General features: G+C 62.9%; 13 protein-coding genes and 1 pseudogene. 2 read left to right on the plus strand and 12 right to left on the minus strand.

The window, feature by feature from the left end; translation table 11 throughout:
- The 8 genes and pseudogenes from AC1DWI_RS02535 to AC1DWI_RS02570 all read right to left on the minus strand — a co-directional run.
- Positions 1–325: pseudogene (locus AC1DWI_RS02535) on the minus strand (ABC transporter permease); the annotation flags it as partial.
- Positions 325–1,422 carry an ABC transporter ATP-binding protein gene (locus AC1DWI_RS02540; RefSeq protein WP_477669696.1) on the minus strand — a complete coding sequence of 366 codons (1,098 nt, stop codon included), beginning with the start codon at positions 1,420–1,422 and terminating at the stop codon, positions 325–327. The gene AC1DWI_RS02540 and the pseudogene AC1DWI_RS02535, both read right to left, overlap by 1 nt.
- 134 nt (positions 1,423–1,556) lie before the next feature.
- Positions 1,557–2,750 carry an ABC transporter substrate-binding protein gene (locus AC1DWI_RS02545; protein WP_477669697.1) on the minus strand — a complete coding sequence of 398 codons (1,194 nt, stop codon included), beginning with the start codon at positions 2,748–2,750 and terminating at the stop codon, positions 1,557–1,559.
- 72 nt (positions 2,751–2,822) lie between these two features.
- Positions 2,823–4,103, minus strand: a complete 1,281-nt coding sequence (locus AC1DWI_RS02550) for a glucarate dehydratase family protein (protein WP_477669698.1) — start codon at positions 4,101–4,103, stop codon at positions 2,823–2,825.
- An 11-nt stretch (positions 4,104–4,114) separates the two neighbouring features.
- Positions 4,115–5,179, minus strand: coding sequence for a Bug family tripartite tricarboxylate transporter substrate binding protein (locus tag AC1DWI_RS02555; RefSeq protein ID WP_477669699.1), 1,065 nt, complete (start codon positions 5,177–5,179; stop codon positions 4,115–4,117).
- A gap of 166 nt (positions 5,180–5,345) precedes the next feature.
- Complete coding sequence (locus AC1DWI_RS02560; protein ID WP_477669700.1) at positions 5,346–6,389, minus strand: LacI family DNA-binding transcriptional regulator; 1,044 nt, start codon at positions 6,387–6,389, stop codon at positions 5,346–5,348.
- A gap of 37 nt (positions 6,390–6,426) precedes the next feature.
- Positions 6,427–6,801 (minus strand): hypothetical protein, encoded by a 375-nt coding sequence (locus tag AC1DWI_RS02565; RefSeq protein WP_477669701.1) that lies wholly within the window; start codon positions 6,799–6,801, stop codon positions 6,427–6,429.
- Positions 6,802–6,818: 17 nt separating this feature from the next.
- Entirely contained in the window at positions 6,819–7,613 is a 795-nt protein-coding gene (locus AC1DWI_RS02570) for an SDR family oxidoreductase (protein WP_477669702.1), read from the minus strand.
- Positions 7,614–7,683: 70 nt separating this feature from the next.
- On the opposite strand from AC1DWI_RS02570, the gene AC1DWI_RS02575 reads away from it, so the two are divergent.
- Positions 7,684–8,253 (plus strand): SH3 domain-containing protein, encoded by a 570-nt coding sequence (locus AC1DWI_RS02575; protein ID WP_477724328.1) that lies wholly within the window; start codon positions 7,684–7,686, stop codon positions 8,251–8,253.
- 22 nt (positions 8,254–8,275) lie between these two features.
- Positions 8,276–9,337 carry a M48 family metalloprotease gene (locus tag AC1DWI_RS02580; protein WP_477669704.1) on the plus strand — a complete coding sequence of 354 codons (1,062 nt, stop codon included), beginning with the start codon at positions 8,276–8,278 and terminating at the stop codon, positions 9,335–9,337.
- Positions 9,338–9,482: 145 nt separating this feature from the next.
- Here the strand turns inward: AC1DWI_RS02580 and AC1DWI_RS02585 are convergent, their stop codons facing one another.
- From AC1DWI_RS02585 to AC1DWI_RS02600, 4 genes are all read right to left on the minus strand, one after another.
- Positions 9,483–10,397, minus strand: coding sequence for a DMT family transporter (locus AC1DWI_RS02585; RefSeq protein WP_477669705.1), 915 nt, complete (start codon positions 10,395–10,397; stop codon positions 9,483–9,485).
- A gap of 42 nt (positions 10,398–10,439) precedes the next feature.
- Positions 10,440–12,050: a gamma-glutamyltransferase family protein gene (locus AC1DWI_RS02590; protein ID WP_477669706.1), complete on the minus strand. Its 1,611-nt coding sequence runs from the start codon at positions 12,048–12,050 to the stop codon at positions 10,440–10,442.
- Positions 12,051–12,174: 124 nt separating this feature from the next.
- Complete coding sequence (locus tag AC1DWI_RS02595; protein ID WP_477669707.1) at positions 12,175–13,143, minus strand: Bug family tripartite tricarboxylate transporter substrate binding protein; 969 nt, start codon at positions 13,141–13,143, stop codon at positions 12,175–12,177.
- A gap of 109 nt (positions 13,144–13,252) precedes the next feature.
- Positions 13,253–14,755, minus strand: coding sequence for a tripartite tricarboxylate transporter permease (locus AC1DWI_RS02600; RefSeq protein WP_477724329.1), 1,503 nt, complete (start codon positions 14,753–14,755; stop codon positions 13,253–13,255).
- Position 14,756 lies beyond the last annotated feature (1 nt).

Below are 14,756 nucleotides of genomic sequence, written 5' to 3' on the forward strand. Positions count from 1 at the left end.
AGGTAGACAACAGGCGCTGGTAAGGGCTTTTGGTCCGCGTGGCATAGGCGATCGCCAGTGCGAACCCGATATTGATCAACGTGGCCGGCAGGGCCAGCTGCAGGGTGTTGCCTATGGTCTGCCACAGGTCGCGCGTCTGGAAGAAATGAATGTAGTTCTGCAGCACCCCGCCCTGCGCCGGCTGAAAGGACAGCAGCAGGCCGTAGGCGAAGGGGTAGACAAAAAACATGATCATCACCGCGGCCGCCGGCGCGACCAGCATCACGGCCGGGTCCAGCGGCGGGCGCGAACGGTTAACCGGCGAGGGCGTGGCAAATGTGGCCATCAGGACTCCTCCGCATAAACCAGAACCCGTTCCGGCGCCGCAACCAGCATCACGGTGTCGCCAGGCGAGACCACGCGCGCGGAACGCACGTAGAGCAAATCGTCGAATGCCGTCCTGACCTGGAGAAGCCATTCACGGCCGCCGTACTCCGCGGTTTCCACTGTCCCTGGGAATGCATGCGCGCCCTCACTGATCGCGATCTCGTCAGGCCGCACGGCCACCATCACGCCGGCGCCGTCAGTCAATGCTTGCATGGCCGTGCCCGCCAGACGCACGCCGCCTACACCTTCGACCGTGACATGGTCACCGCCTGAACGCAGCACGCGGGCCGGCAGAACATTGCGGTAGCCCATGAAGCGCGCCACATCCAGCGTGGCCGGCCGCGCGAACACCTCTTGCGGCGTGCCGACCTGCTGCACCACACCCAGCTTCATCACCACCACACGGTCAGCCATGGCGAGCGCCTCGTCCTGGTCGTGCGTCACATACACCGTGGAGCAGCCCTGAGCGCGATGGATACGGCGTATTTCAGAGCGCATTTCAATGCGCAGCTTGGCGTCCAGGTTGGACAGCGGCTCATCCATCAGGATCAGCGGCGGTTCGATGACGATGGCACGCGCGATAGCCACGCGCTGCTGCTGCCCGCCCGAGAGCTGCCCGGGCAGCTTGTCCGCGTGTCCCAGCAGTTGCACGGTGTCCAGCGCCGCCGCCACGCGCCTGTCGATTTCTGCCGCCGGCATGCCGCGCATCTTCAGGCCGAAGCCCACATTGCGGCTGACCGAAAGATGTGGGAACAGCGCGTAGTTCTGGAACACCATGCCAAAGCCGCGCCTCTCCGGTGGCAGCGTATCGATGCGTTGCTGGTCCAGCCAGATACTTCCGTCCGACAGCGGCAGCAGCCCCGCCATGCAATTGAGCGCGGTGGACTTGCCGCAGCCCGAAGGGCCCAGCAGCGCGATGAACTCGCCACGCTCTATGGTAAGCGAGAGTTTCTCGAGCGCGTGGGCGCCGCCGAAGCTGCGGCTCACGCCGTCCAGGCGCAGCTGCCTGAACTCGTTTTTTCCCGCGGGCCGTCCCGCGGTGTTGGGCATCACCATGTCAAAAACCTTCTTCACACCCGCAGCGGGCTTGCTTGTTATTCAAGGGCCGCGTTCAGAGCCGTGCACAAAACCCGGCGAAGCGATCCTGGCTAGGCGGCGCAACAACGCCAGGAGGGTTTTGTGTGCGGCTCTTACTTGCCTTTGCCGGAACCGATTTCCTGATCCCACTTCTTGAAGGCGGCGACCATGGCCTTGTCATCCAGCGGCTGGGTGTGCGGCTGCTTGGCGATCCAGTCGGCGTACTCGGGGCGGCCGTATTCCTTGATGATGTCCTGGCTCTTTTGCGGCGCAGCGGTCAGCGGAACGTTTTTCACGGCCGGGCCGGGGTAAAAGTAGCCGGAGTCATAGGTCAGCGCCTGCTGCTCGGGTTTGAGCAGGTAGGCCATCAGTTCCATCACCGCCGCCTGACGGGCGGCGGGCAAGCCCTTGGGCATCGCCATGTAGTGCGCGTCATTAACCCAGGTGAAGCCGTTGAGTGCCGCCACCTTGAACTGCTTGGGCACCACGCCCAGCGCGCGCGGATTGATATCCCAGCCGGTCACCGTAACGGTCATGTCGCGCGAGCCTTCTCCGAGCTCCTTCATCACGGCGCCGGTGCCTGTGGGGTAGTACTCGATGCAGCTGTTGAGCTCTTTCAGGTAAGCCCAGGTCTTGTCCCAGCCGGCCATGGGTTCCTTGGGATCCTTGTCGCCGAGCAGGTAGGGCAAGCCCATCAGAAACGTGCGGCCCGGGCCCGAGTTGGCGGGGCGAGCGTAAATCAGCTTGTTGGGGTTGGCCTTGCACCAGGCCAGCAACTCAGCCGGTGTTTTAGGCGGTGCCTTGACCTTGTCGGGGTTGTACTCGAGCAGCGGGCCCGCAGGCATATAGGTCACCATGACGGCCAGGCCGTTGGTCAGGTCCTGCATCTTGCGGGCGCTGGGCTGGTAGTTGTCCATCAAATTGGGGAACTTCGCGGCATGCGCAGGCAGCATGGGCTCCCAGAGATTGAGCGCCATGCCGGCAGCCAGCGCATCGGTGCCGGTCAGTACCAGGTCGATGTCAGTGCGGCCAGCGGCCTGCATGGCCCGGATTTTTCCGGGCAGCTCGGGTGCCGGCGCCTTGGTGAAGGTAATGCGCGACACCAGGTTCGGATTTTTCGCAGCAAAACTTTCCAGTGCCTCCTGCGTCAGCGCCAGGTTGCCCGCCACGTCGACGACATTGAGCGTCACGGGCTCCGCATGGGCCGTTCCGGCCATGAATGCAGATATGCCCGCGAGCGATGTCAGAAAGCCTGCGGCCCACAGGCCCCGGGCCAGGCGGGACTTCAAATACTTGAACTTGCTCATGATCTTGTCTCCTTCGTTGTTGGTGTGAACTGCAAACAGGAAATGGAAAAATGCGAGGCTCCTGCCGGCCTCTTAAAAACGCGGGCTGATGCCGGAAAACCCCGGCTGGTACTTGCGCATCTGCGCGAGGTCGTTGCGGTTGCGGATGCCGCAATCCAGGTATTGCCGGTGCAATTCGGCCAGCTTGGCCTGGTCTAGTTCGACGCCCAGGCCGGGCGCCGTCGGCACCTTGACTGCGCCTTGGTCGAATTGGATCCGTCCGCCCTTGATGACTTCTTCTTCTTGCCAAGGGTAATGCGTGTCGCAGGCATAGGTAAGGTTGGGAATCGCGGCGGCGGCGTGCGTCATGGCCATCAGGCTGATGCCGAGGTGCGAGTTCGAATGCATGGACATGCCCATGCCGAAAACGCTGCACATGCGCGCCAGTGAGGCCGTGGCGCGCAGGCCACCCCAGTAGTGGTGGTCTGACAGCAGGATACTGACCGCATGCGTGGAGGCATTGCGCTTGAACTCCTCCATCGTGGTGACGCACATGTTGGTCGCCAGCGGCATGCGGCAGTGCCGGGCCAGCTCGGCCATGGCCTCCTGGCCGGGTGCCGGGTCTTCGTAGTATTCCAGCAAGTCATCGAGTTCTTTTGCGGCGGCGATGCTGGTCTCCAGCGTCCAGTTGGCGTTCGGGTCCAGCCGCAAGGGCACACCGGGGAAGGCCTTGGACAGCGCCTTCATGGCGGCGATTTCTTCAGTCGGCGGGAACACACCGCCCTTGAGCTTGATGCTCTTGAAGCCATAAAGGCTCACCATCCGCTGCGCCTGCTTCACAACCTGCTCAGGCGTAACGGCTTCGCCCCAGGCGTCGGGTGCATAAGGTTTGTCAGCGTGCTCTGCGTATTTGTAGAACAGATAGGCGCTGTAAGGCACCTCTGCGCGTACGGCACCGCCCAGCAAGTCGCACACGGGCATGCCCAGGATCTGCCCTTGCAGGTCGAGCATGGCGACTTCCATCGCACTGATGACCTTGTCGGCATTTTTGGCAGTGTGCGAGCCCGGTGCAAGCTCGAACTGCACGCTGCCGTCAGTGGCGTGTCCGGGCTTGATGGCTGCGCGTACGCGCTCTTCCATGACGTTCAGCCCAAACGGAGACAAGCCGAGGACCAGGGCACGGGCCTGCTCCAGCACTTTCACCATGGGCTCGTCACCATAGGTTTCAGAGATGCCAACGCGCCCGTCCGAAGTTTCCATCTCGACAATGCTGCGCAGCGCCCAGGGCTCGTGGATACCGCTGGCGTTGAGCAGCGGCGCATCGCGAAACGCGATGGGCGTGATTCGGACTGCGCTGATTTTGATACTTTTCATCCGCCCAACCATCATTCAGCCTTGATGCCGGCGACCTTGATGACCCGCGTCCAGCGGTCCAGCTCCCGTGCCACGAACTGTGTGTATTCCGTACTGCCCTGGGCCGGCACCACAAAACCGTTGGCCTCCATCCGCGCGCGGATGGCGGGGGACTGCATCGCGTTGACAGCGGCAGCTTCTATTTTGTCCACAATGGGCTTGGGCGTGCCTTTGGGGAGCGACAGGCCGGACCACGACAGAGCGGAGAAACCGGGGTAACCCGATTCGTGAATGGTGGGCACGTCCGGGTACAGCGGATTGCGCGCCAGGCTGGTCACAGCCAGGGCCCGGAGCTTGCCCGCCTTGATATGCGGCAACGCCACATCCTGGTTGATGAACATCAAGGGTATCTGTCCGCCGAGAATATCCGTCAGCATGGGGCCGCCGCCCCGGTAGGGAATGCCGACCATGAACAGGGGCTTGCAGTTTTCTTTTTTGACGCCCGAGCAGGTGCCGACGGTTTGCTTGAGCAGCTCCATCGCCATGTGCCCCGAGGCCGCAGGCACATAGCCATAGCTCAGTTTGCCGGGATTGGCTTTCCCGTAAGCAATCAGCTCCTGGAAGGTGTTAAAAGGCGCAGAAGGATGGACCACCAGCACGTTCGGTCCTGAATGGACCTGCGTGACGTGGATGAAATCCTTGACAGAGTCGTAGCCGAGCTTGGGGTTGAGACCGTGCGCAACCGCATTCTGGCCAACACCTGTTTGTATCAGCGTATAGCCATCGGGCGCGGCTTTGGCGCCCTTCTCTGTGCCGATGACCCCGCCCGCGCCGCCGAGGTTCTCCACAATCACGGGCTGCTTCAGGGCTTTTGTCAACTCTTCCGCAATCATGCGTCCCATCACATCGCTGGTGCCGCCTGCCGGGAACGGAACAATCAGCTTGATCGCCCTCGACGGGTAGTCGGTCTGGGCCTGAACTGGAAGGGCCAGCAGGCCCACGGCCGCAGCCGCGCACACGAAAGCGGCCCTCGCAGCCTTGGCGCCAATAGCGGTTTTGAGAAACCCGCGCCGCGCACGCATAGTGTTCTGACTCATGTTTGTCTCCTTTTTATTTGCCGGCGGCAAGGTCGGTGGCCTGCATCGCATTAGCAAAACAAGGGGCTGGGGCCGCCTGACAACAGAAAATTAATTGACTATTGCCTCAACCAATTTGTTAGCGCTAACAAATGAATATTAGGATAAAGGCCCACCGTGCGTCAAGTCAGGCGCTGGCTCTTTTTACTATGAGAAACCCTAGGTCTCGCACCCGCGCGCCGACGTCGCGGTTTTCAGCGACGTCGAGGATGAATCGGGCCGCCTGACGACCTATGGATGTGCCGTCGATACGCACCGTGCTCAGGGAGGGATGGGTAAAAGCAGCAAACGGGAGATCACCAAAACCCATGACCGCCACATCACCCGGAATAGACAGACCCAATGCCTGGGCCTCGGTGATGACGCCGTGGGCAATGACGTCGGAACCACAAAAAACCACATCAATATCAGGATGACGCGCGCGCAGGTCGGCGAAACCGGCCCTGCCGTTGGCCAGCGATGAAGGCGCAGGCACGGTACAGACCGGGATGCCGTGCACGCCCAGCTCGGCCAGCCGCGCCTCGAATCCGGTGCGGCGGCGCATGGCGCGCTGGTCTTCCGCGATGACCACACCGGGCCGGCGAAAGCCCTGGTCGTACAGGTAGTCTGCTACCGCCGCGCCGACTTTCTCGTGGGAGAAACCCACAATCATGTCTATGGGCGTGGGCGTGATGTCCCAGGTCTCGACGATGGGAATACCCGAGGCCAGCAGGCGGCGCCGCCCTTCCGGCGAATGCATGATGCCGGTCAGCACGATGCCGTCGGGCCGTCGGCCCACGATGGCATCGATCAACGCGTCTTCGCGCGCGCCGCCGTAGCCGCTTTGCCCAAGGATCAGCTGGCAGCCGGCCTCGGCCAGTGCGTCGGTCAGCGCCTGTATGGTTTCCAGGAACACCGGGCCGGCGATGGTGGGCACCAGGGCCGCCACCAGGCGGCTGCGATTGGACGCCAGGCCGCCGGCGATGAGGTTAGGCACATAGCCGCTGCGCGAAATCGCGCTGCGCACGCGCTCCAGGGTTTCGGGGGACACGGCCGCCGGTGTGTTGAGCGCGCGCGACACCGTGATGGCCGAAACACCGGCCAGGCTGGCCACGTCGCTGAGGGTGATGCCGCCGGTTCCGGGGCGCGGGGCGCGCTTGGCTTTTCGCAGCGTCTCTGTGGGTGACTTCATGCCCGAATGTTAACGCTAACTTGAGTGCCTTCGGCACTCAATCCTGGTCCAGGCCGAAGTGCCGCCTGAACGCATCGCAAAACTCCGCGGTCCCGCTGAACGACAGGGTCAGCGTGTGCCGCGGCTTGCCGGGCGTGCCGGCTTCCACCTTCAGGCGATGTGCTGCCTCGTCATAGCGCAAGGCCTCGGGTGCCGTCATCTCCTGCATGCCATGCAGGTCGTAGTCCCAGTCAAAGCCTTCCTCGAGCGGGCCGCGCCGCCCGGGGAATTCCGCATGCGCCCACGCCAGCACCTGGACGACCTCGGCGTGCGCGGCCTGCACCTGCTCGGGCCAGGTTGACGCTACAGCCTCCAGCGTGCCCGTGCCGTCACCGTCTTCCGCGTAATCGAAGTGGAGGTAGTCCAGGCTCAAGGGCGGGCGCTTAATGCTCAATAGGTGCCCGGATAGGCCCCGCCGTCGGCCAGCACGTTCTGCCCTGTCATGTAGGCGGCATGCATGCTGCACAGGAAAGCGCAGATGGCGCCGAACTCTTCGGGCGTGCCGAAGCGCTGGGCCGGGATGTTCTTGCGGCGCGCGTCCATGATGGCCTCAAGAGGTTGACCGGTTTTTTGCGCCGCGCCGCTCATGGTGCCGCGCAGGCGGTCGGTGTCGAAGGCGCCCGGCAACAGGTTGTTGATGGTGACGCCCTGCGCCGCGAGTTTGGTGCGTGCCACGCCGGCCACGAAGCCGGTCAGCCCGCTGCGCGCGCCGTTGGACAGGCCCAGGATGTCGATGGGCGACTTGACCGAACTGGAAGTGATGTTGACGATGCGCCCGAAGCCGCGTGCCGCCATGCCGTCGACCGTGGCCTTGATCAGTTCAATGGGGGTCAGCATGTTGGCATCCACCGCCTTGAGCCAGGCATCACGGTCCCAGTCGCGGAAGTCGCCGGGCGGGGGACCGCCGGCATTGGTCACCACGATGTCGAAGTCCTTGCGCAGCGCAAAAACCGAGGCGCGGCCTTCGGGCGTGGTGATGTCGGCGGCAACATACTGAACGCTGGTGCCCGCGGGTTTGGCCTTGTCCGCCTTCAGTTTTTCAGCCGCGGCCTTCAGCGTTTCTTCGCCGCGGGCCACGATCTGCACATGCACGCCTTCGCGCACCAGCGCCTCGGCGCAACCCAGACCCAAACCCTTGCTGGCGCCGCAGACCAGCGCCCATTTGCCTGCAATACCCAAATCCATAATAATTCCTCATTACAACCACGGGGGAGAGCGGCTCATGATACTGAGTAAATACAAAATGCAGGCGGGAATGGTTATCGCTCCCCTGCTCACATCCATGCTGGTTTTCAGTGCGGMGGCACAGGCCCAGCCGCAAGGCGAGGCCGTACTGATCAAGCGCGCAGCCCAACTGCGCGAAGGTCCGGGCGAATCGGCCCGCAGCCTGGCCCCGCTGCCGGTTCAAACCTCGGTGACCCGGCTGGGCGAGCGCAACGGCGCGTGGATCAAGGTCCGCACTGCCGACGGCACCAGCGGCTGGGTGCACATGTTTGACATCACGGCCCCCAGCTCGCAGGCCGGTGCCGGCACCGGTGCACTGCGCAGCCTCTCGAGCTTTTTCAACAAGGGCAGCGCACAGGCGCCGGGCGGCGCAGTTGCCACATCCACCGTCGGCATTCGCGGCCTGGGTGCGGAAGACCTGGCCAATGCCGTTCCCAACCTGGCGGCCGTGGCGCAAGCCGACGCCAACCGTGCGAACGCTGCGCAAGCCAGGCAGTTCGCGGGCGGTGCCTCGCTGAACGTCCGGCAGGTCGATCCCCTGCCCACACCCACACCGCCGGCTGCCACACCCAGCACCAGAACCGAACAATACGGCGGCTAAAAACAAGACAAGAGGCAGCGCAATGAATCTTCACACCCTCCAAACACTGGCAACGCCCGCACGCCATGCGGTTTTTGCATTGGCCCTGCTGGCCGGCCTGCTCCCTCTGGGCGCTCATGCCCAGGATGCGGGCAAGGCGCTGGGCGGCCTGTTCCAGTCACTGATACGCCCGAACCAGCCGGCGCAGCCCGCCCCCGCGCAACCCAACTCAGCGGCCGGTCTGGCCGGCGCGTTGCTGGGCGCCAGCCTTACACCGGGCGGACAGCAGGCGGCCCAAGGTGGTGACCTGTTCCAGCTGTTGTCGCAGTCGCTGGATCAGATTGACGAACCACGTGAAATCCAGATCGGCCAGCAACTGGCCGCCGTGCTACTGGGCAGCAAACCGCTCTATCCTGACGTGGCCGCGCAGCGCTATATCAACCAGCTGGGCCGCTGGATCAGCCTGCAGTCATCGCGGCCCGACCTGCCCTGGACCTTCGCCATCCTCGACGACCCCGGCTTCAACGCATTTGCCACGCCAGGCGGTTATGTCTTCGTCACCAAGGGCCTGATGGACCGCGTGGCGGACGAAAGCGAACTGGCCGGCATCCTGGCCCATGAAATCACCCATGTCACAGCCAAGCACCACCTGATCGCCATGAACAAGGCGGCACGCGCCGGCCTTCTGACGCAGGTGATCAGCTCTCAGCTGAAGAACGACCTGGGCGGCCTGGTGTCGTCGCAGTTGCTGGCGCTGGGCAAGAACATGTACACCAAGGGGCTGGACCAGCAGGACGAGTTTGACGCCGACCGTACCGGCGTGGCTCTCGCCGCGCGCGCAGGGTTCGATCCCTACGGCCTGGTGGCGGTGCTGCAGCAACTGCGCAGCGCAGCGCCTGACGATGCGCTATTCGCCCTGTCGCTCAGCACCCATCCACCGGCACAGGTTCGCCTGAACCAGCTTGAGCAGGCCATGGGTAACCGGCTCGATGCTTACGCGGGCCAGCCGTCCGTCACGGTAGCGCAGCGAATGAGCGCTTCGAACCGCCGGCCTACCGCGCAGGCACCCGCACCCACGCGCACTACCGGCAAGAAAACGAACTAGGACGTAACGGGCCTACGACGGCGGCACTTCTTCACCAACCGGGGCCGCGGGACTGGCTTTGCCAGACCGCAGGCGCAGCGGCCCCTGGGTAATGAAAAGGGGCAGGGAGAAGCCGCAGGCTACACGAAGTGAGCAACCGTGGGGGCTATCTGGTTCTGGTAAAGACGAATATTCCGGCGATGACTAAAACCGTCCCCGCCGCCACCCAGGCCGTGAACGGCTCACCCAGAATCAGCACACCCATCAGGATGGTGGACATCGGGCCCACCATGCCGGTTTGCGCGGCCATGCTGGCGCCGATGCGCTCGATCGCCATCATCACCATCAGCACGGGTGCAGCCGTGCACAGCGTGGCATTGAGCAGTGACAGCCAGATTACCTCCGGCGCCACGGCTGCCGCGCTCATGGGACGCAGCAACACAAACTGCAGCAGGCAACACAGGCAGGCCACGGTGGTAGCCAGCCCCACCAGGCGCAATGAGCCGAGCCGCCGGACCATCTCACCGCTGTAAACCAGATAAAGCGCGTAGCTCACCGCGCTCAGGAACACCAGCAGCGCACCCCAGGCAGCGTCCGCACCCTGCAGCGTGATCTCGTGACCGAACACCAGCACCACACCGCAATAGCTGATGGCCATGCCGACAATTTGCAGCGCGCCAACTCGGCGCTTGTACAACACCAGGCCCAGCAGCAACACCAGCGTGGGATTGAGATAGAGGATCAGCCGCTCCAGCGAGGCACTGATAAATGCCAGGCCAGCGAAGTCCAGGAAGCTGGCGAGGTAGTAGCCGGTAAAACCGAGCCAGAGCACGCCCAGCCAGTCCTTGCGCGTCAGCGGCGCCTTGCCCCGGCTGGCCCACCACGCCATCACCGCAAAGATGGGCAGCGCAAACAGCATGCGGTACATGATCAGCGTGACGGCGTCGACGCCGTAGCGATAGGCCAGCTTGACGATGATGGCTTTACCGCTGAAGGCAATCGCTCCGAAAGTGGCGAGCAGCAAGCCGGGCGCTATGCTTTTGGTAGCTGCTTGCGCATGACCTGCTTGGTCTGCAGGCATTTTTATATCGGATGTGTCGGGCGTATCGGTCAAGGTGGTTGCTTAGAAACCCACGGCCTGGCCGTCACGGCGTGGATCGCTTGCCGCGACATAACCCTCGACCTTGGGATTGCCGGCACGCCAGATGAACTGACCAGCGCCGAAGTCCTGGTAGGAGTCGTTGATGACTTCCATACGGTGGCCACGGTCGGCAAGGCCCTGCACGGTACTCGGGTCCATCGTGGCCTCCACATTGATCTCCAGGCCGGCGTTGTAGCGCCAGCGCGGCGCATCGCAAGCCACCTGTGGGCTCTGGCCGTAGTCCAGCATGCGCACCAGTGTCTGCATGTGGCCCTGCGGTTGCATGTTCGCGCCCATCACGCCATAGCTCATCACGGGTTTGCCGTCCTTGCTGAGGAAGGCCGGAATGATGGTGTGGAAAGGCCGCTTGCCAGGCGCGACCTGGTTGGCGCCCGTCTGCAGGCTGAAGGCGTGTCCGCGGTTCTGCAGGCTGATGCCGAACTCCGGCTCGACGCAGCCCGAACCAAAACCCATGTAGTTGCTCTGGATGAAGCTCACCATCATGCCGTTCTCGTCGGCCGCCGTCAGGTAGATCGTTCCACCCTTGACGGGGTTGCCCGCGCCAAAGTCCTGTGCCTTTTTCATGTCGATGAGTTTGGCACGGGATGCAAGGTACGCGTCATCGAGCATTTGCTCGGCCGTCACCTCCATTGACGAGGGCTCGGCCACGTACCGGTAAATATCGGCAAATGCCAGCTTCATGGCTTCGATCTGCAGGTGCTGCGAATCCACGCCGTCAACCGGCAGCCCGGCCACATCGAACTTATCAAGGATGCCCAGCGCAATCAGCGCCGCAATGCCCTGCCCGTTCGGCGGAATTTCGTGCAGGGTATAGCCCCGGTACTCCTTGCCGATGGGTTTGACCCATTCCGGCTTGTAGCTTTCAAAATCTTTGGCGGTGATGCTGCCGCCGTTTTGTGCGGAGAATTTTTCGATGGCCTGGGCAATGGCGCCACCGTAATACGCCGTGCCCCTGGTTTGCGCAATCGAACGCAGCGCTTTGGCCGCGGCCTTGAACTGGAACAGCTCACCAACATTCGGCGCCCGGCCCCAGGGAAGGAAAGATTGGGAAAAACCTGGCTGCGACTTCAACTCCTCCGTAGCAGCCGCCCACTTCTGCTGCACCACGGGCGGCAACAAATAGCCGCGCTCGGCGATTTCAATCGCAGGCTCCATCAGGTCGGCGAAGGGCAGCTTGCCGAAACGCTCGCTCAAGGCTACCCAGCCGGCCACCGCGCCCGGTACGCTCACGGAATCCATGCCGCGCTTGGGAGGCGTCTGCGCATCGCTGCCGTATTTGCGCTTGAAGTAATCCGGCGTCCAGCTTTGCGGCGCGCGGCCCGATGCATTCAGTCCATGCAGTTCCTTGCCGTCCCAGAGGATGCAGAAAGCATCGCTGCCCAGGCCGTTGCTGACAGGCTCGACGATGGTCATGGCGGCTGCAGCAGCGATCGCGGCATCTACTGCATTGCCGCCCTTGAGCATCATGCGCAAACCGGCCTGTGCGCCCAATGGGTGCGAAGTCGAAACAACGTTGCGGGCAAACAGCGGCAGGCGGGTGGAGGTGTAGGGGTTGCTGTAGTTGAAATTCATGGGTCACCTGTTGAAGGCAAGGCAAAGAAAAAATGGGTGCCGGCGGTCACGGTGTGCAACCGCAGGCGGGAAGTCAAACTGACCGGCATCGTCACGACCAGGCGGCGCGATGCGGTGAAAGGCATCAATCGGCGCTGATTTTCCGCTCGACAATGATTTTCTTCCACCTGGCCGTGTCCGTCTTCACCATGGCCGCAAAGGCCTGCGGCGTGCCACCCGTGGGTTCCGCGCCCAGCCTGGCAAAGCGGTCTTTCACATCGGCATCGGCCAGGGCTGCGTTCACGGCCTGGTTGACCTTGCCTGCCAGGTCTGGCGCCATGCCTTTGGGGCCGTAAACCCCGAACCAGGTGACCGACTCAAAGCCCGGCAGGGTTTCCGCCACCGCTGGCAGATCGGGAGCGAGCGCCGTGCGTTTGAGGCTGGTGACCGCAAGGACCCGCAGCTTTCCATCCTTCACATGCGGCATGCCGGTGACGAAGGAGTCGAACAGCACGTCGATCTTGCCGCTGATCAGGTCCGGCATGGCCAGCGCCGTACCGCGGTAAGGGATGTGCAGGATGAAGGTCCCCGATTGCGCCTTGAAGTACTCGCTCATCAAGTGGATGATGGTGCCGTTGCCGCTGGACGCGTAGTTCAAACGCCCGGGGTTCTTGCGTGCATGATCGATAAATTCGCCCATGGACTTTGCCGGCGACGTGTTGGGCACCAGCACCACGTTGGGTGAACTTGCCACATAGGCAATCGGCGTGAAGTCGGTTTCCGCGTTGTAGGGAATTCGGGAGTTGACGGCCGGCCCGATGCTGTGGGTGCTTGAAGTCGCCAGCAGCAGCGTGTAGCCGTCAGCAGGCGATTTGGACGCCGCATCGGCGCCTATCGTGCCGCCGGCGCCCGGCCGGTTTTCGACCACGACCGTCTGGCCGATTTTCTCGCCCAGCTTTTGCGACAGGGCCCGTGCCAGGATGTCCGTCGCACCGCCTGCCGGAAACGGCACGATCATGCGAATGGGTTTGGACGGGTAGTTCTGGGCCATGGCGGGGCCCGCGAAAGTTACGGCGGAAGCCGCAGCCAGGGAAATAATATGTCTACGTTTCATCTGGCCATTGTGCAACGATTTTGAGCGCCGACTATGTGGCAAACAGGCAAAACAAAAGGCACCCGAAGGTGCCTTTTTTCGCATGCGCTTTCGCGCCGGCTCCTGTCGATTATTCCTCGACGAAAGCTTCTTCCCGTTTGTTTTTGATGCTCGGCAGCAACACGATGACCAGCAGCAGCAAGGCAGCTCCCAGYAGCCCGGCCGACAGCGGACGCGTCACAAACACGCTCCAGTCGCCGCGCGAAAGCAGCAGGGCCCGGCGCAGGTTCTCTTCCATCATGGGGCCCAGGATGAAGCCCAGCAGCAAGGGAGCTGGTTCGCAGCCGAGCTTGACGAACATGTAGCCGATCACACCAAAGATGCCCACCATCCAGATGTCGAAGGTGTTGTTGTTGGTGGAATACACGCCAATCGCGCAGAAAAGCACGATGGCCGGGAACAGGTAGCGGTAAGGCACGGTCAGCAGCTTGATCCACATGCCGATCAGCGGCAGGTTCAGGATCACGAGCATCGCGTTGCCGATCCACATTGAGGCGATCAGGCCCCAGAACAGTTCGGGGTTGCTGGTCATGACCTGGGGGCCGGGCTGGATGTTGTGGATCGTCATGGCGCCCACCATCAAGGCCATCACGGCATTGGGTGGAATACCCAAAGTGAGCAACGGAATGAAAGACGTCTGCGCGCCGGCGTTGTTCGCCGACTCGGGTGCGGCCACGCCGCGGATGTTGCCCTGGCCGAAAGGCACCTCGCCCGGCTTCGACTTGATCTTCTTTTCCAGTGCATAGGCAGCGAAGGCCGCGAGCAGCGCGCCACCTCCCGGCAAAATGCCCAGTGCAGAACCCAGGAAGGTACCGCGCAGCACGGCCGGCAACATGTTCTTGAAGTCCTCCTTGGTCGGGAACAGGCCCGACACCTTGGCGGTGAACACCTCGCGCTCATGCTCAGGCTGCGCCAGGTTGCTGATGATTTCGCCGTAACCGAACACACCCATGGCGATGGTCACGAAGCCGATGCCGTCGGTCAGTTCGGGAATGTCAAAACTGAAGCGGGCCACGCCGGAATTCACGTCAGTGCCGACAAGGCCCAGCAGCAGGCCCAGCACGATCATGGCAATCGCCTTGAGCAGCGAGCCGGAAGCCAGCACCACGGCGCCGATCAGGCCCAGAACCATCAGGGCAAAATATTCAGCAGGGCCGAATTTGAAGGCCAATTCGGTCAGCGGCGGCGCAAATGCGGCCAGTATCAAGGTGCCTACGCAACCGGCAAAGAAAGATCCCAGGCCTGCCGCGGCAAGCGCGGGCCCGGCCCGGCCTTTTCTTGCCATCTGGTACCCGTCAATACAGGTCACCACTGAAGAGGATTCCCCCGGCAGGTTCACCAGAATGGCGGTGGTGGAGCCACCGTACTGGGCGCCGTAATAAATACCGGCCAGCATGATCAGCGCCGACACGGGTGGCAGCGCATAGGTGGCCGGCAACAGCATGGCGATCGTAGCCACGGGGCCAATGCCCGGCAGAACCCCAATCAGGGTGCCCAAAATACAGCCGATCAGGCAGTACAACAAATTGATGGGCGTGAATGCCACGCCAAAGCCTATCGACAGGTGAGACAGC

It is taken from the genome of Polaromonas sp. P3_C2 (assembly GCF_056402675.1).